Genomic DNA, 17,181 nt, shown 5'->3' with positions numbered 1-17,181 from the left:
GGGGAGAAGATGATGGCAGAACAATTAATACCCATTCAGTGGAAAGATGATGCTTTAGTGTTATTAGATCAAACAGTATTACCGAACGAAGTAGTCTATGAGTCTTTTAAAACGGCTGAGGGTGTTTGGGATGCAATTCAAGTAATGAAAGTACGAGGAGCACCGGCAATAGGTGTTTCAGCAGCCTACGGTGTGTATTTAGGGGTAAAGGAATTTGCTGAAAGTACGGTAGAAAGTTTTATGGCTGAAGTAAAAAAAGTATGTGCATACTTAGCGACATCAAGACCGACGGCAGTAAACCTATTTTGGGCGCTTGAAAGAATGGAAAGTATAGCGGAAGAGAATGCGCACCTATCAATCTCGCAGTTGAAAGATAGATTATTAGAAGAAGCAAAAGAGATTCATAGAGAAGATGAAGAAATTAACCGTCAAATTGGAGAACATGCATTAACACTATTCCAAGATGGAATGGGAGTATTAACGCATTGTAATGCAGGTGCTTTAGCAACGACTAAGTATGGTACTGCGACAGCTCCAATGTACTTAGCGAAAGAAAAAGGATGGGACTTAAAAATCTATTCGGATGAAACACGCCCTAGATTACAAGGTTCAACGTTAACAGCATTAGAACTGCAGCGAGCGGGAATTGATGTAACGGTCATTACAGATAATATGGCAGCTATGGTCATGTCGCAAGGGAAAATTGATGCGGTAATCGTTGGATGTGATCGTGTGGCAGCAAACGGTGATGTAGCAAATAAAATTGGAACATTAGGCGTATCTATTTTAGCTAAATACTACAACATTCCGTTTTATGTAGCGGCACCAACACCAACAATTGATTTGAAAACACTGACAGGAAAAGAAATTCCAATCGAAGAAAGAGATGCTTCTGAGGTGATTAATCGTTTCGGACAATATTCGGCTCCGAAAGAAAGTAAAGTATATAATCCGGCATTTGATGTGACGCCACATGAAAATGTAACAGCGATTATTACGGAAAAAGGAATTGTGAAAGCACCGTTTACGGAGAATTTAAAAAAGCTATTTCAATAAGTAGATAGATAAAAAGCCAGTCATCATAAGCTTCATACTTAGGGGGATGTATATGTTATTACAAAAAGAAAGAGAAGAAATTGTAGCATACGGAAAGAAAATGATTTCTAGCGGTTTAACAAAGGGGACTGGCGGTAATATTAGTATCTTTAATCGTGAACAAGGACTTGTTGCAATTAGTCCAAGTGGTTTAGAGTATTATGAAACAAAGCCTGAAGATGTAGTCGTATTAAACTTAGATGGTGAAGTGGTAGAAGGAGCGAGAAAGCCATCAAGTGAACTAGATATGCACCTTATTTATTATCGAAAGCGTGAAGACATAAATGCGCTTGTACACACACATTCTCCTTATGCGAAGACAATTGCATCACTAGGATGGGAACTTCCTGCGGTATCGTATTTAATTGCCTTTGCAGGTCCGAATGTTCGCTGTGCGCCGTATGAAACATTTGGTACGAAGCAATTAGCAGAAGCTGCTTTTGAAGGTATGATGGATCGCCGTGCTGTGTTACTTGCCAATCACGGTTTAATTGCTGGTGCAAATAATATAAAAATGGCGTTTACTGTTGCGGAAGAAATTGAGTTCTGTGCGCAAATTTATTATCAAACGAAAAGCGTCGGAGAACCGAAGCTATTGCCAGAAGATGAGATGGAGAATTTGGCGAAGAAGTTTGAAGGGTATGGGCAGCAGTAGAAATCTAACGGAAATGTTATTCAATGTGTATTAAAATGGCCGTGAAAGAATATATATTCTTTCACGGCCATTTTAGGATTTTTATTATTTAGATATATTTTTGAGTTGCGAATCCAATTTCCAAAAACCGATTCCTGAAAATAATGCTGCTAATGAGCCAATAATTGCAGCAATACCGATATCTCCGAACATCATTCCACCCATAAAGATGCCGAGAACTCCAATTAAGATAAGAATAATAGAAATAGCTTTCATTATATGATACTCCTTAAAATGTAATAATTATATGTAATAATATAACATTAATAGAGTTTATAATCAAAAATATTTTGTTTAGGAATTGTATTGAGGTAAGGAAATATGAATGGTGAATAGAGGATTAGGAGAAGGAAACGAAAGGAAAAAACATCCTCACAAGTGAGGATGTTTTTACGCTTTCTTAAGCAACAAATACATAAAGTAAGGTGCACCAATTAAAGCAACGACAATACCTGCTGGAATACCGCTAGGTTCAACGATATTCCGTCCAATTGTGTCTGCCAGTAGTAATAACCATCCGCCTATTAAAACGGCGATTGGCATGAAGATTTGATGTCTTGGACCTACTAAAGATTTTGCGATGTGAGGAGCCATCAGCCCAATAAAGCTAATTCCTCCTGTTACGGAAACAGCTGCAGCAGCAAGTGCAACGGCTGCAATCAATAAGTATCTGCGTTCTTTTTCAATTTCAATTCCAACGCCGATTGCGACCGGTTCGTTTAATGCTAGAATGTTTAATCGATTTGCTTTGTAGAAGACAAATGGGATTAATACGATTAGCCATGGAAGCATTGCTAAAACAAATGTCCAGTCATCGCCCCAAATGTTTCCAGCTATCCATTTTGCAATAAAGTCCACTTTCATACGATCCGCAGATGAAATGAGTACAATCATCGCTCCAGATAATGCAAATGAAAAACCGATACCGGTTAATGTTAATCGTATTGGCTGAAGTCCTGTTGATTTGCTATATGAGAAGACGTAAATTAGAACGGCTGTAAGGAAAGCACCGATAAATCCAACGACTGGCAGTAAGTAAAGAAACGAACCTACGTCTATTGGGAAGTATAAAAAGAAAATAGCAACAGCAACACCGGCCCCAGAGTTTATTCCGAGAATACCAGGTTCAGCTAAATCATTTCGGGTAATTCCTTGCAGGATAGCACCTGATAAAGCGAGTGCCATACCAGCTAATAATGTAATGACAATTCTAGGTAATCTTAAAGAGTATAAAACAAATTCCTCTTTAAAAGTTCCTTGTCCCATTAGTGTTGGAAGGAGGCGGTCATAAGATAAAGATGCTGAACCGAGTCCCATACCAATTACAATGGTTGCAACGGTTAATATAAGTAATGCGAGTATGATAAGACGTTGTTTTCTTAAAATAGATGGCATCATGAGAATGTTCTTCCTCCTTTACGTACAATGAATAGGAAGAATGGTAATCCTACAATTGCGACGATAGCTGCAACTGGCGTTTCGTACGGAGCGTTAATGGTACGTCCAATTGTATCTGCAAGCAGCATAAAGGAAGCGCCAGCAATTGCTGACATCGGTATAACAAAGCGGTAATCTGGACCGACAATTGGGCGTACCATATGCGGTACCATTAAACCGATAAATGCCATATTTCCGACAAGTGCTACAGAAGCGCCGGCAAGCAAGATAATAATGATAAATAAAATCGTTTTAATAAAGATAATTTTTTGACCGAGTCCAATGGCAACTTCTTCACTGAAACTAAGGACTGTCAATTTTTTGGCTAGTAATATAGCGATAAATATACTGATTGAAATAACCGGAATAATAATCTTCAATTGACTCCAAGTTGTTCCAATTACGCCCCCAGCAGTCCAAAGTGATACATCTTGTGAAATTTTGAAGTAAATGCCGATTCCTTCTGAAATTGCGAGTAGAAATGCTGAAACGGCAGCACCGGCTAATACAATTCGAAGAGGAGAAAGACCACCCTTTTTCACCATACCAATTCCAAATACCATAATGGCGCCAATTGCAGCACCGATAAAGCAAGCTAATGTTAAGTAAAGATAGCTTATGGAAGGATTGAAAGCAAGTGTCAATGCAAGCGCAGCATTCGCTCCGCCAGTTAATCCAAGTAAGCCAGGGTCTGCAAGTGGATTTCGTGTTAATCCTTGCATGATCGCCCCAGAAACAGCAAGTCCAGCCCCTACAAAAATAGCAGCAACTTCACGTGGTAAACGGATTTCACGAATAATGGATATTTTGTCTCCTTTAGCAGAGGAAGTGAGTGCTAACCATACATCTTTTATTGAAGTATCTGCAGCCCCTAGTACCATTGCCACCATAAAAATTAGAAAGAATGCCATTATGCTCAAAATTAGTTTGTATGTAAAAGCCGTGGAACGTGGATTGTCGTGACCTTTTGTCATTCGTTTCACATCTTTTCTTTTCATAGAATAAAGGAAGAGGAATTCTTAAATTAAGAATTCCTCATGTTTGTATTATTGACCAAGAAAGCTCTTCTTGAAGAAGTCTAGTTGGAAATCTAATGTAAGTGGATCATTGAAATAGAATTCCATCATATTTGCTTCATATACGCGATTATTTTTTACTGCCGGGATGTTTTTATATGATTCTGTCTCTTGGAATGAGTTATCAGTATCTTTGTTTTTACTTACGATTAAGTAATCACCAGCAAACTCAGGTAATACCTCAGTAGATAATGCGTAGTAACCGTCTTTTAATGCGTTTTCTTTTACTTTTTCAGGCATTTTTAATTTCATTTCTTGGTATAGAATTTCTGTTCCACGGCCCCAGTTATCGCCGTAAACATAAAGCTGTTTGTTGAAGTTTTCAACAACCGATACTGTTGCATCTTCACCGATTTTTGCTTTAATTTCTTTACCAGCTGCATCTGCACGTTTCTTGAAATCATCTACCCAAGTTTTTGCTTCTTTTTCTTTATTTAATAATTTACCGATTTCAATATGTTGTGTTAAGTAATCAACTTTTCCGTAAGTGTATGTTACGGTAGGAGCAATTTTCTTTAACTTATCAACATTTTTAACATTGTCTAAACCAATGATTAAATCTGGATTTAGTTCTGCAATCTTTTCAATATTTTCATCTGATACTTCAGCAACGTCTTTAAGCTTGCTATCAAAGCGCGGATTTTGTTTAGACCATGAATCTACCCCAACAAGATTTACACCTAATGACATTACGTTACCAGCGAATGATGATAATACAACAACGCGTTTTGGATTGGCGGGAACTTCTACTTTACCATTTTCAGATTGGTATGTAATTGTTTCTGATTTACTATCTTTTGCATCGTTCTTTTTGTCCGTAGAGCCATTGCTACAAGCACTCATAACAAGAACGAAAAGAACTGTTAGTGAAATAAATAACTTTTTCATCGTCTGTCTCCTTTAAATAAATGGTATGTGTATACAATAATTTGTTAATAATTAGCAAATTGATAATGATTATCACTATTGATTCTTTAAATAATATAATTTTATATAGATGTATTGTCAATAGCAATTTTGATTGTAAATTTTGCGGAAACAGGTTATATTTTATCGAGAATGATAATCAATAACTAGTAGCTGAGGAGTGAGCACGAATGAATCGAGAAGAATTATTTGATGTAACTGTGATAGGCGGAGGGCCTGCAGGGCTTTATTCAGCTTTTTATAGTGGACTTAGAGAGATGAAAACGAAAATAATAGAATTTCAACCACAGTTAGGTGGAAAAATACATGTTTATCCCGAGAAGATGATTTGGGATGTAGGAGGGCTATTGCCAGTTACAGGTGATAAATTAATTGAACAACTTGTACAGCAAGGACTAACATTTAAGCCAGAAGTTGTATTAAATACAAAAGTAGAATCGATTATTCGTAATCAAGATGGCACTTTTACGTTAAAAACAAGCGATGGAAAAGAACATTTTTCAAGAACTGTTATTGTTGCAACTGGCAGTGGTATATTGAAACCGCAAAAGTTATCAATTGAAGGTGCTGAGCGGTTTGAAGTATCAAATTTAAATTATACAGTTAAATCTTTGAAACGTTTCAAAGGTAAAACAGTCATTATTTCCGGCGGAGGAAATTCTGCCGTTGATTGGGCAAATGAATTAGAACCGATCGCGAAACAAGTGTATGTAACATATAGAAAAGAAGAATTATCTGGTCATGAAGCACAAGTAAAACAACTAATGAACAGCTCAGCGGAGTGTTTCTTTAATACATCGATTACAAAATTAATTGCTGGTGATAATCATGAAACGATTGAATATGTAGAATTAACGAATCATGAGACAGGTGAAGTTTCTCATTTACCTATTGATGAAGTGATTATTAATCATGGATATGAACGTGACATTACATTATTAGAAAATAGTGAGTTAGACGTTGCGATTATAGATAATTTTTATATTGCAGGGAATGCAAATAGTGAGTCTTCTGTAGATGGATTATATGCTGCTGGGGATATTTTAAAGCATGAAGGGAAATTGCACTTAATTGCAGGAGCATTCCAAGATGCTGGAAATGCTGTGAATAAAGCGAAACAATTTATTCAGCCAGATGCAAGTGAGTACGGAATGGTTTCTTCTCATAATGAAGTATTTAAGAAGAGAAATCGCGAATTGATTAAGCAGATGATGAAATAATAAAGTGAAACTTTAATCAGTGGGAGGCTATCACCCGCTGATTATCAGCCCACAAATAGCTGGATAAAGGAACAAGTATACCCCCATTTACTTCTCTATTGGAATGACGAGAGATGTAAGTGGGGTTTTTCCTGTTTACTATATTTTCAATCATTTTAATGACACCGTTTTCATCAGTTCATATGACACGAACATTTTATTTGTAAATCATTCTAGAAAACAATGAATCTATGCTTCGCTTATGCGGAACATGATTAAATTACGCTGTTCCTGTAGCTCGTTCGTTAGGAAATGGCATATTTAGTATAGAAGCAATGTATTGTTTGCCATGTTTTCGAGCTAATGATTCTAATATTTGACGGACGCGTTTTGTAAGATGACCTTGTTTTTTTATAGCCTCACAATATGCGTCGTAGAAAGCATATTTAGCCCACAGAAAATCATCTTGTTGGAATAAGAAATGATTTTTGTACCATTCACCAATTGTATGATAACAATTGTTTTCGTGTATTGCTGCGCTTTGAGAAAGAATACGATCAGATAAAGATGCTGTTAAATGAGAAATTGTGTTTTCTGTTTCAACTTGTAATGTTTTTTCTAACATTGTAATGATGTGACGAGTAGCCATAATGTTAACTCTCCTTTGTGTAAATGGGTGATACCATTATATATTTAAAAAAATACTTACTATATTATTATACAATATATGGAATGCATCTACCTGCTTTTTAAATGGTATTTACAAAATCTTTTTAAGTTGTTTACAAAAATAAAGTAAAGTAAGATACAGTATATATGAAAAAATAATAAAGGAATGAACACATTGTATATAACAGTAGAAGAGGCTGCGGAGTATTTGAATTTACCAAAATCGTATGTTGAAGAGTTAATTCAGCAAAAGAAAGTTCGTGCGCTATTCGATGGAGAGCAATATTTGTTAAATAAAGAACAATTCAATACACATTTAGAACAAATGGAGAAATATAAGCAATTAGTGGAAGAAATATTAAACGAACCAATTCCAGAAGATATGGATGTTAAAGACGAAGACTAAACTTTGGGAAATCCCGTATGAAGATATGCAGAAATGTAACTTCATACGGGATTTTTTTGTCTAAAGCTATCAAAAATCTAAAGAGCCCTTAGAGTTCCGTAAAATTTTGATAGGTAGCAGTCTACCATGTTAAAAGCATATTTTTTCTACCTAGGACAAACATAGCGAACGTAACCTGTACAGATACATATACTATCAGTGCAAAAGCTTATAAATTAATGGAAGGGGTTTTCTCGTGAGTTTACTTCATTGTGATTTTTTGAAAGATTTAATTGGATCTTATGTAAGAGTAAACAGAGGTGGACCAGAATCTCAAAAAGGGACAATAGTATCAGTATATACGGACTACTTCGTATTAAAGAATGAAAAAGGAGAGCACTATTACTATCAGCTTCGTCATCTGAAAAGTGTTACAAAAAATACGAAAGATTGTGTGGAAGAGGATAGTGGATGGTTGGAATATGATTACGCAGAAGATTTTGAAAAATTACTTCTAAGCTTCAAATACCGGTGGGTAAAAATTAATCGTGGTGGCCCAGAGAAAGTTGAAGGGATTTTACAAGACGTTTCTTACGATTACGTAACGTTAATTATAAAAGAAGAAGTTGTATTAATAGCACTAGCTCATATTAAAAGTGTTAGTTATAACGAACCAGTATGCGAAGAGAGCGATGAGAAAAGTGATGAAAGTAGCAATAATTCAAGTCGAGCTCGTGCACAAAGACAATCAAGAAGATAATGATAATAAGAAAGGAGGATACAAACTTGGAGAGTGTATTATGCTGTGAGCAGATTAAAAGTTTAGTTGGTGAGAATGTAAAAGTGAATCTTCGCGGACCAGAAAGTCGAGTGGGAATACTTGTATCGTTAGGGAGAGATTACCTTACACTACAACTACCTCATGGAGAATTAGTATATTACCAATTGAAACATGTGAAGAGTCTAGTTAAGAAAGTGAAAGAAAGTAAATGTGGCGATTGCTATATCTCATGTTTCTACTCTGATGATGATAATTTTGTCGATGTATTACGTGACTTGAAGTATAAGTGGGTAAAAATTAACCGTGGTGGACCAGAGTGTGTGGAAGGCTTATTAAGTGAAGTACATGATGAATGTATAACACTAGTAAATGGTGATGAAGTTATTTATGTGGTTGTTTATCATATTAAGAGTGTGAGTCAAGTAGTTAAATGTAAAAAGAATGAAGAAGAATAATGTTTGATAAATAAGAGGGGCATTATGATTGGAAGGGAAGAACGATTTCTTATATCGATACAATTATATTGCGATATTATGAAAAGGAATTCCTTACTATTAAGATAGAACATTGCCCCTGATTATTTTTTAGAAATTCATAGAAAGGAGGATAACGATGAACGAGTTAAACAAAAGTATTGGAGAAAATATATATGTTAAATTAATCGGTGAAAAAAGATTTAAAGGTGTATTAATTGATGTAGGAAATGATATCGTTGTTCTTTACAATGGACAAGACTACGTATATATATCTTTATATCATGTACAATATTATAAGTTTTTAAGACCATATGATGAAGAGATATCAAAACCAGATGTTGATTCTGTAATTAAGAGGGAATCCCCTTCAATTTCTTTGAGAAAAGTGTTAAGTACTTCTAAAGGGATCTTTACAGAAATTTATGTGGCGGGAAGTGCTCCGATACATGGATACGTTACAAGTGTAATGAACGATTATATCGTTTTTTATAGCCCAGTTTACAAAACGGTATATATATCTTTAAAGCATTTAAAATGGTTAATTCCGTATAAAGAAAACCAAGTACCTTATTCCCTCAATAAAAATGAACTCCCCGTAAATCCGTTAAATATTACGTTAGCTAGAACGTTTGAAGAGCAGCTTATTAAAATGGCTGGGAAAATCATGGTGTTCGATTTAGGTGAGGAGTCCAATAAAATTGGGAAAATGGCGAAAATTGATGAGGGGCATATTGAAATATTAAAAGCACGTGATGCAAAAATGTATGTGAATATTCAACATGTAAAATCTGTCCATTGTCCGTAGACTAGTTGAAAGGGCTGGCTTTTTCTTTTATGTAGGTAGAAGAAAAGGTCGAGCCTATTTGTTTAATATGGTTTGGATGTGAGGGAGAAAATGAATTGAATATAAATATATTATAGTGTGATTTTTGAAGAGATAATCTTGTACTAAATTATAAAAAAATATGTACGAGCTATCTTTTGGTGTATTCAATTTATTTTTTGAGGAAGAGCTGCTCAACTAATTTACTAAAGGGGTTTTGTTTGTGGAGCAGTTTCCAAATTCGTTATCGATTACATTACTTGGTAGCGCTGGTGGAGCAGCGAAAGCCGTGTTAGCAATTTTGAATCAAGCGATAGCAAATGAAAAAGATCCAATTTATGAAGCGATAAAGAATATTAAATTTCATTTGGTTGATATAAAACAAAAAGATAGGACTTATTATGATGAGCTGTTTCCGAATTTGAAGGAGAAATTGTTTTTATATGAAATAGACCTTCAAGATGTAGTGAAATTTAAACAACATTTAAAAGAAAAAAGAACAAGTGTTGTTATTGATGTTTCGGGGGCAGATACGATTAGGGTACTGAGCTGTTGTAATGAACTTGGAATTTGTTATATTAATTCCGCTTTGGAAAATGAGGCGGTAGATCAGGACGATAGTTTACTTGGATTTCAGCTTACGGAACGATATACGAGGTTTGAGAAGGAGAAAGAAAAATTTACAAATACAAAAGCGATTATAGGTTCAGGTATGAATCCGGGGGTTGTTCAATGGATGGTTGTTGAACTCATGAAGGAACGGCCAAATGAACAGCCACGAGCATGCTATATTGTAGAACATGATACTTCTTTTTTGAATGATACAGCACTTATAAAGCCGTATACACTTTATGCTTCATGGGCAGTAGAACGATTTTTAGATGAAGCGATTTGGAGTTATCCAATGTATATGAGTCATCATCGTCCTCTTTATTTCTATGAGGATGTATATGCTTCAGAATATAAAGTGAAGTTAGGAGAAAAAGAGTTTCATGGTTGTTTAATGCCACATGAAGAAGTTTTAATTTTAGGGAAAAATTTCAACATGGAAGTTGGTTTTCTTTATCGAATTAATGAGTATACAACTAATTTAATTAGACAGAACTTAGATAAAGTAGAAGATTTATGGAACTGGAATCGTAAAGTATTTAATCCAGCTGAAGAACAGGTTGCTGGAGAGGATCTAGTTGGTGTGCTACTCGTTTATGAAAATAGTGAAACATATATGTATAACGTGATGAATAGCAGCCAAGTTTTTCAAAAATATAAAACGAATGCAACGTATTTCCAAGTAGGATGCGGAATTTATGCAGGTTTGTGTAGCTTACTTTTAGATCAATTTGAACAAGGTGCTTATTATGTCGAGGAGTTACTATTAAATACACAAAGCAAGTACGGTGAATATTTAAATTTATATATGAAGGATTTTGTAATAGGGCATAATAATTTTACGGATGGATTGCTACATGATAGGGTAAGATGGATATAAGTTATGGCTAAAAAGGAAGGGGGAAATCCCCTTCCTTTTTAGTATTATACGGTTACATATTGCCTTGAGAGCAATTTCATACGTATAATTTAGGGAGATAACATGTAAAATGTTATTTTTGTATTGATCATGAGGGGTATTGATATGAGCAAATTTAAAAGCTTGATTTATGAAGAAAGAGAAGCTTTAAAAGTATTTTTATTATTATTCTATATTATATTTTTTTTATATGACGTTATTTATTATTTTGTGTATCCGGCTATGAACATTAACGAAGCAAGGGTAGGATGGCCAGAAGGTGGTATGGGAATAGGCGTGTACATATTAGTAATATCTTTATTTCCTATTTCGATATATCTTCAAAAAAAAGGTTACGTATATTTTGTAAAATATTTGTTCTTAATTGGGTATATGTTCATTGATCTTATTAATAATTTAATGATTTATTTACACAGCGATCGTGTGTTTGAAAATGGAAATATGGTTGAAATATTTTTAATTTTATTTGCGCCGATATTTGTGAATAGAAAATATTTTTATTCAGTTTCCTTTAGTGTAATTGGAAAATATGTATTTTTCACCTTAATATTACAAGATATAAAAGTTGTAATTCCGCTTGTTTTATGTATATTCTTTTTTATTATTTCACATTCTTTATTAAAACGATTTCAATCTTATGTAAGAACAGTGGTTAAAATGATGAACAATATGAAAGAGACAGAAAATTTAGCTGTCATTGGGACGATGTCTACAACAATTGCGCATGAAATCCGAAATCCATTAACGGCTTTAAAAGGATTTACGCAAATGCAAAAAGAAAGAAACCCTGCTGATACGATGAGCTACGATATTATGTTACAAGAAATTGCAAGGATTAACGGATTTGTTAGTGAATTGATGTTATTAGGAAAACCGAAATCAAAAAATTATGAACGGTGTAATATACGGGAAATCCTTTTATATGTTGTGCAGCTAATGGAAAGTTATGCAACGCAATATAGAGTGAAATTTCATCTGCAAATAGATGGGAATGTACCTGTTATAAACGGTGATGATAAACAATTAAAACAAGTGTTGTTAAATATTATTAAAAACGGAATAGAATCAATGCCAGAAGGTGGAGACATTCATATTCGTGTATATGAAAAAACGGAAGGGCATTTGTGTATTTCTGTCGAAGATCAAGGTTTTGGTATAGACAATGAGAAATTAGAGAAAGTCGGAAAAGCTTTTTACACAACAAAGGAGAATGGTACAGGACTTGGATTAATGATTACGTATAAGATTATTAAGGAACATCAAGGGAGTATCGCGATTCAAAGTAGTATGGGAATAGGAACGAAAGTGGAAATTTTTCTACCGACAGTATAATGTGATAGAAGAAAGTATTTTTCAGAAAAGTGTTCTTGTTGTGTAAATATAAACATTTTATTAAATCTTTCAAGAAGGGTTTTTTTTATAAAATACTTCGTTTATAATGGAGGAAAATATCGACATGAGATTGGTTACTCATGTAACGGTTTGGTAGTGTTAGGAAAAGAAGGGGTGCCCGCGCATCCTTTTTTCTATGCAGATATTATGAAAGGGGTGGTATGATGGAATTAACATTAAATTCGACTGTATGTTTACACACGATTCAATTTCGAAAAGAGCAAAAGAATTATATTGTAAAAGATACAATTACAGGAGAAAAATATGAAATGCCGCCACTTTGGATTGATGCACTGGCGATGATGCGTGACGGTTTTTCATTGGGAGAAATTGAGGAGAAATTAAAAGAAGAGTATCCGGCTGAAGAAGTAAATATGTTGGTATTTACGAGGCAACTATTAGAGCTAGAACTTGTTGAAATGGTAGATGGAGAAGAGATAGCTTGTACAAAGAAGAAGGAAAAAGATTATTTAGCTTGGGTACGCCCTCGTGTGGAACAATTATTTCTTAATTTAAATAAAAAATATAGAAGCAAAGGTCAGTAAAATGATCTTTGCTTTTTTTGTGCAATACAAAATAGGTATTCACCCAAATAAAGGTGCTCGCATATTGTAGCTTATGTAAATAGAATGCTGCGAAGGAGTGAGTGCAGTGACAGGGAATGTATTGAATTATTATGCTGGTGGCAATACAGCTAGAGGATTTCATAATTTATACGAAGAGAATTTAAAAGGGCTAGACAGATTATTTATTTTAAAGGGTGGTCCAGGAACGGGGAAATCTTCTTTAATAAAGGCAATAGGTCGTGAATGGGTTGAAAAAGGATATGATATTGAACTTTTACATTGTTCTTCTGACAATAAGTCGGTTGATGGTGTGATTATCCCGGAATTAAAAGTAGGAATTGTTGATGGAACATCACCACATGTTATTGAGCCGAAAATGCCAGGGGTTGTTGAAGAGTATATAAATTTAGGCGTTGCTTGGGATTCAGATAAATTAAGAAAGCAGAAGCTAGAAATTGAAAGATTTGTTTCAGAAGCAAGCAAGGCTTTTCAAAATGCTTACGCGTGTTTTAAAGAGGCACTAGCTATACATGATGAGTGGGAGAAAATATATATTAATAATATTGATTTTAATAAAGCCAATGAACTAACAGAGCAGCTAGTTCAGAAATTATTTGCAGATAAAAGCGGGAAACAATCGATTGTGAAACATCGTTTTTTAGGAGCTGCTACACCGAAAGGCGCAGTTGATTTTGTTCCTAATTTAACAGAAGGTTTGCCACATCGCTATTTTATAAAAGGCCGCCCAGGGTCTGGGAAATCAACGATGCTCAAAAAATTAGCGAAGGCAGCAGAAGAAAAAGGGTTTGATGTTGAAGTGTACCATTGCGGATTTGATCCGAATAGTCTCGATATGGTTATCGTAAGAGAATTAGGATTTGCCATTTTTGATAGCACTGCACCACATGAATATTTTCCAAGTCGCGAGGGTGATGAAATTATTGATATGTATGCCCTTATTGTTACGCCAGGGACAGATGAAAGATATGCTACAGAAATTCGTGACGTTTCCATTCAATATAAAACAAAAATGAACGAGGCGATGTCTTTCTTAGCGAAAGCAAAATCAGTTCGTGATAAATTAGAGCGAATTTATATTGCTGCTATGGATTTTTCAAAAGTGGATGCATATAAAGAAGAGATTCAAAAAGAATTTGAACAAATTGCTTCTACTGTAATTGAAAAGAAAAAATAGATTTTATCAAACTGTCAGAAGAATTCTGGCAGTTATTTTAGTATGTAGTAAAATGAGTAGTATATTTGTCGAATTTCCAAGGAAATAATCAAAAAATGGGGATGGTATGAAATGAGAGAGAAAATTGAGTCGGAGTTAGAACGAATTGAAAAAGAGAATGATGTAAAAATCTTATTTGCCGTGGAATCAGGGAGCCGTGCTTGGGGGTTTCCATCGAAAGATAGCGATTATGATGTTAGGTTTGTTTATATACACCCTGTAGAATGGTATTTATCCATTCATGATAAACGCGATGTAATTGAGTATCCGATTAGTGAGGATTTAGATATAAGTGGCTGGGATATTAAAAAGGCATTGCAACTATTTGCAAAGTCAAATCCAGCTTTACTTGAGTGGATTCGATCACCGATTTTTTATTCGAAAAACTCTAATTTTCCAGAACAACTTCAGCAAATGAGCGAAAAGAATTTTGATCCAAAAGCAACGATATATCATTACTTACATATGGCGTCGAAAAATTATCGTGAATTTTTGCAAGGTGAGAATGTAAAGTTGAAAAAGTACTTTTATGTATTACGTCCCATTTTAGCCTGTAAGTGGCTAGAGGAGAAAGGGACATTGCCTCCAGTAGAATTTGACCGATTAATTACAGAACTATCTATAGAACGTAGTGTATTGAATGAAATTGAGAAGTTGTTAGTAAAGAAAAAAGAGGGTACGGAATTAGATGTTGGATTGAAAATTCAGGTGCTAAATCAATTTTTAGAAGAACAAATTGATTATTATCAGCAATACGTGAAAGGGATTGAAAAGGGATTAGGGATTGATATTGACAGTTTGAATACATTATTTCGAAATATGTTGTTTGAAGTATACAAAAAAGAGCATAAGTAAGTTTTGACCTGCACCCCAATTGTTAGACACAGTCTAACAATTGGAGGTGCAGGTCAAAGTTTGTGCTCTTTTTTATTTTGTAGGAATAAAGAAAACAGATATCACTGCAATAAGACCTACAAATGAGAATAAGTAAAAGTTCGATACCAAGTCATATTGTACTTTTTACTCGTTATCAACTTGCTTTAATGGTTGATCTGCTGGACCTTCCATAACATCCCCATCAATTGAAAAACGAGAACCATGGCAAGGACAATCCCAAGTACAATCACCGTTATTCCATTCAACTTCACAGCCAAGGTGTGTACAAGTTGTATCGACGATATGTAATTTTCCATCTTTGTCTTTATAAGCACCTGCTCGTTTGCCGTTGACATGTACAACAGATCCTTCGCCAACTTCAAGATCTTCTGGTTTACGCAATGCGGTTTCAATTTTTCCTTCAATTAAATGTTTCGCAACATCAATGTTCTGAGAGAGGAATGTTTTTATATCTGGGTTTGTATGAAAACGTGATGGTGCAAACAGTTCTTTATAGGGGCTGTGGACTTGTAGAATGGAGTCCTTCAGTAAATGAGCTGCAGCAGTTCCTGTTGTCATTCCCCATTTGCGATATCCGGTTGCAACAAATATATTTGGATTCCTTTCGTTAATATGTCCGATATAAGGAAGCTTGTCTAGCGTAATCAAATCTTGCGCTGACCATCTATAGGGAACTTCATCTACGCCAAAAGTTGCTTCAGCAAAAGAATATAGTGCTTCATAATGAAGCATTGTATTTATTCCTTGTCCTGTTTTATGACTTTCGCCACCAATTAAAATTAATTTCTCTCCATTCCTTGTTATATAGCGCAAGGAGCGTTTGGGATCATCAATACTTAAATACATGCCACCTGGAAAATCCGTTTTGGCTTTTATTGCAAGGGCATAGGAGCGTTCTGCGTACATTCGTGTAAAGAAAAAGCTATTGGCATCATAAAAAGGAAAATGTGAACAAGAGACGATATATTCACAAGTGATACGATGGCCACTCTTTGTAATGACTTGTGGATAATCTCCCTTTTCTACATCCATAGCTGTTGTTTGTTCATAAACTTTGCCGCCCATCTCCACAAACTTTTCTAAAAGTGTTTTCAAATAAAGGAGGGGATGGAATTGCGCTTGATTTTTCATTACAAGTGCAGATTGTACCGGAACCGGAATCGGCAGAGATTGAACATAGTCACAAGGTATATTTAATTTTTGATACGCCTCATATTCTTTCGATAAATTTCTTAATCCGTTATTAGTAGTTGTATATAAATACGAATCTTCATGCGAGAAATTACAGTCGATTTTATATGTTTGTACAGTGTCATTTATGAATTGTAGAGCGTGATTATTTGATTCGTAGTACAGCCTGGCCTTTTCAATACCGAAATGGTTTATTAATTCGTCGTAAATAAGATCATGTTGTGCTGTTACTTTCGCAGTTGTATTTCCAGTTGTCCCGTTCAAAATACGGCCAGAATCAATTAACACAACGTCAATGCCTTCTTTCGCAAGTAAATAGGCAGTGGTGATACCTGTAATACCAGCGCCGATAATAGCAACTTTCGTCTTTATATTTTCGGATAAACGGGGGAAAGTAGGAAATGGAGTAGAGTCAATCCAATAAGATAGTGGCAATTGTGGAAATGTATCATTTGTCATTACGGAAACCTCCTGATTTAGAACGAATTCCCTTTTAATATTTCCATATTATATGAAATTCATGTGCATTGTTTTCAAAGGATTCTATTTTTATTAAAAGAAAGATAAATTATTTCAATATAATTATTTGAGGGGGTTAGTATGAAGAGGTAGAGGTGTGTAAAGATAAATTCATGCGAGTTCATTTGTTATTTACTATAGAGAGTTCTTGAACAAGAGAGAGTCTATAGTACTTAAGTGTATGTACATATATAACAGATAAAGCCTTATAAAATCTATGTTTTTTCTTTAGTGGAATAAAGTATAATTATAAAAATATAACCAACTTTTATTACTAGGTCATAAAATTTAT

18 protein-coding genes and 1 pseudogene are annotated in these 17,181 nt (G+C 34.7%); 12 read left to right on the top strand and 7 right to left on the bottom strand.

All coding sequences use genetic code 11. The features are described from left to right. Window positions 1-12 precede the first annotated feature (12 nt). Window positions 13-1,056 carry an S-methyl-5-thioribose-1-phosphate isomerase gene (gene mtnA, locus COI75_RS03665; RefSeq protein WP_000840488.1) on the top strand — a complete coding sequence of 348 codons (1,044 nt, stop codon included), beginning with the start codon at window positions 13-15 and terminating at the stop codon, window positions 1,054-1,056. Between the two features lie 52 nt (window positions 1,057-1,108). Continuing rightward, a complete protein-coding gene (locus COI75_RS03660) occupies window positions 1,109-1,750 on the top strand; it encodes an L-fuculose-phosphate aldolase (RefSeq protein ID WP_000926567.1) in 642 nt (213 codons plus the stop codon). Window positions 1,751-1,834: 84 nt separating this feature from the next. On the opposite strand, the gene COI75_RS26765 is transcribed toward COI75_RS03660, so the two are convergent. From COI75_RS26765 to COI75_RS03645, 4 genes are all read right to left on the bottom strand, one after another. Continuing rightward, window positions 1,835-2,005: a hypothetical protein gene (locus COI75_RS26765; RefSeq protein WP_000644467.1), complete on the bottom strand. Its 171-nt coding sequence runs from the start codon at window positions 2,003-2,005 to the stop codon at window positions 1,835-1,837. A gap of 174 nt (window positions 2,006-2,179) precedes the next feature. Further along, window positions 2,180-3,187, bottom strand: coding sequence for a FecCD family ABC transporter permease (locus tag COI75_RS03655; protein WP_000982881.1), 1,008 nt, complete (start codon window positions 3,185-3,187; stop codon window positions 2,180-2,182). Next, the gene (locus tag COI75_RS03650) at window positions 3,184-4,224 is read right to left on the bottom strand and encodes a FecCD family ABC transporter permease (RefSeq protein ID WP_000823051.1); all 1,041 of its coding nucleotides are present in this window, start codon (window positions 4,222-4,224) and stop codon (window positions 3,184-3,186) included. Before COI75_RS03650 ends, COI75_RS03655 begins: the two co-directional genes overlap by 4 nt. Window positions 4,225-4,272: 48 nt before the next feature. Next, window positions 4,273-5,190 (bottom strand): iron-hydroxamate ABC transporter substrate-binding protein, encoded by a 918-nt coding sequence (locus COI75_RS03645; RefSeq protein WP_000732560.1) that lies wholly within the window; start codon window positions 5,188-5,190, stop codon window positions 4,273-4,275. 209 nt (window positions 5,191-5,399) lie between these two features. Here COI75_RS03645 and COI75_RS03640 point away from each other — a divergent pair, with 209 nt between their 5' ends. After that, entirely contained in the window at window positions 5,400-6,449 is a 1,050-nt protein-coding gene (locus tag COI75_RS03640; protein WP_001078290.1) for an NAD(P)/FAD-dependent oxidoreductase, read from the top strand. A 259-nt stretch (window positions 6,450-6,708) separates the two neighbouring features. On the opposite strand, the gene COI75_RS03630 is transcribed toward COI75_RS03640, so the two are convergent. Further along, the gene (locus COI75_RS03630; RefSeq protein WP_000235478.1) at window positions 6,709-7,077 is read right to left on the bottom strand and encodes a hypothetical protein; all 369 of its coding nucleotides are present in this window, start codon (window positions 7,075-7,077) and stop codon (window positions 6,709-6,711) included. Window positions 7,078-7,263: 186 nt separating this feature from the next. Here COI75_RS03630 and COI75_RS03625 point away from each other — a divergent pair, with 186 nt between their 5' ends. The 9 genes from COI75_RS03625 (at window position 7,264) to COI75_RS03585 (ending at window position 15,137) form a co-directional block, all read left to right on the top strand. After that, window positions 7,264-7,503, top strand: coding sequence for a helix-turn-helix domain-containing protein (locus COI75_RS03625; protein ID WP_080013301.1), 240 nt, complete (start codon window positions 7,264-7,266; stop codon window positions 7,501-7,503). A gap of 235 nt (window positions 7,504-7,738) precedes the next feature. Beyond that, window positions 7,739-8,242 carry a hypothetical protein gene (locus tag COI75_RS03620; protein WP_000054593.1) on the top strand — a complete coding sequence of 168 codons (504 nt, stop codon included), beginning with the start codon at window positions 7,739-7,741 and terminating at the stop codon, window positions 8,240-8,242. Window positions 8,243-8,268: 26 nt separating this feature from the next. Beyond that, window positions 8,269-8,718, top strand: coding sequence for a hypothetical protein (locus COI75_RS03615; protein WP_000446706.1), 450 nt, complete (start codon window positions 8,269-8,271; stop codon window positions 8,716-8,718). Between the two features lie 157 nt (window positions 8,719-8,875). Continuing rightward, window positions 8,876-9,544, top strand: coding sequence for a hypothetical protein (locus COI75_RS03610; RefSeq protein ID WP_001004277.1), 669 nt, complete (start codon window positions 8,876-8,878; stop codon window positions 9,542-9,544). A 241-nt stretch (window positions 9,545-9,785) separates the two neighbouring features. Next, entirely contained in the window at window positions 9,786-11,051 is a 1,266-nt protein-coding gene (locus COI75_RS03605) for a hypothetical protein (protein WP_000434712.1), read from the top strand. A 144-nt stretch (window positions 11,052-11,195) separates the two neighbouring features. Beyond that, entirely contained in the window at window positions 11,196-12,422 is a 1,227-nt protein-coding gene (locus tag COI75_RS03600; protein ID WP_000032831.1) for an ATP-binding protein, read from the top strand. A gap of 224 nt (window positions 12,423-12,646) precedes the next feature. Continuing rightward, window positions 12,647-13,027: a hypothetical protein gene (locus COI75_RS03595; RefSeq protein WP_000424117.1), complete on the top strand. Its 381-nt coding sequence runs from the start codon at window positions 12,647-12,649 to the stop codon at window positions 13,025-13,027. 106 nt (window positions 13,028-13,133) lie between these two features. Next, entirely contained in the window at window positions 13,134-14,243 is a 1,110-nt protein-coding gene (locus tag COI75_RS03590) for a PRK06851 family protein (protein ID WP_000147475.1), read from the top strand. 111 nt (window positions 14,244-14,354) lie between these two features. Then, complete coding sequence (locus COI75_RS03585; RefSeq protein ID WP_001208241.1) at window positions 14,355-15,137, top strand: nucleotidyltransferase domain-containing protein; 783 nt, start codon at window positions 14,355-14,357, stop codon at window positions 15,135-15,137. 72 nt (window positions 15,138-15,209) lie between these two features. Here the strand turns inward: COI75_RS03585 and COI75_RS26415 are convergent. Next, window positions 15,210-15,299 (bottom strand): annotated as a pseudogene (locus COI75_RS26415) (MFS transporter); the annotation flags it as partial. A gap of 3 nt (window positions 15,300-15,302) precedes the next feature. After that, complete coding sequence (locus COI75_RS03580; RefSeq protein ID WP_000180400.1) at window positions 15,303-16,829, bottom strand: FAD-dependent oxidoreductase; 1,527 nt, start codon at window positions 16,827-16,829, stop codon at window positions 15,303-15,305. Window positions 16,830-17,181: the final 352 nt, after the last annotated feature.

It is taken from the genome of Bacillus cereus (assembly GCF_002564555.1).
GTDB classification, from domain to species: domain Bacteria; phylum Bacillota; class Bacilli; order Bacillales; family Bacillaceae_G; genus Bacillus_A; species Bacillus_A cereus_K.
The sequence above is the reverse complement of the archived record's forward strand: the minus strand, read 5'-3'. Positions and strand labels throughout refer to the sequence as shown.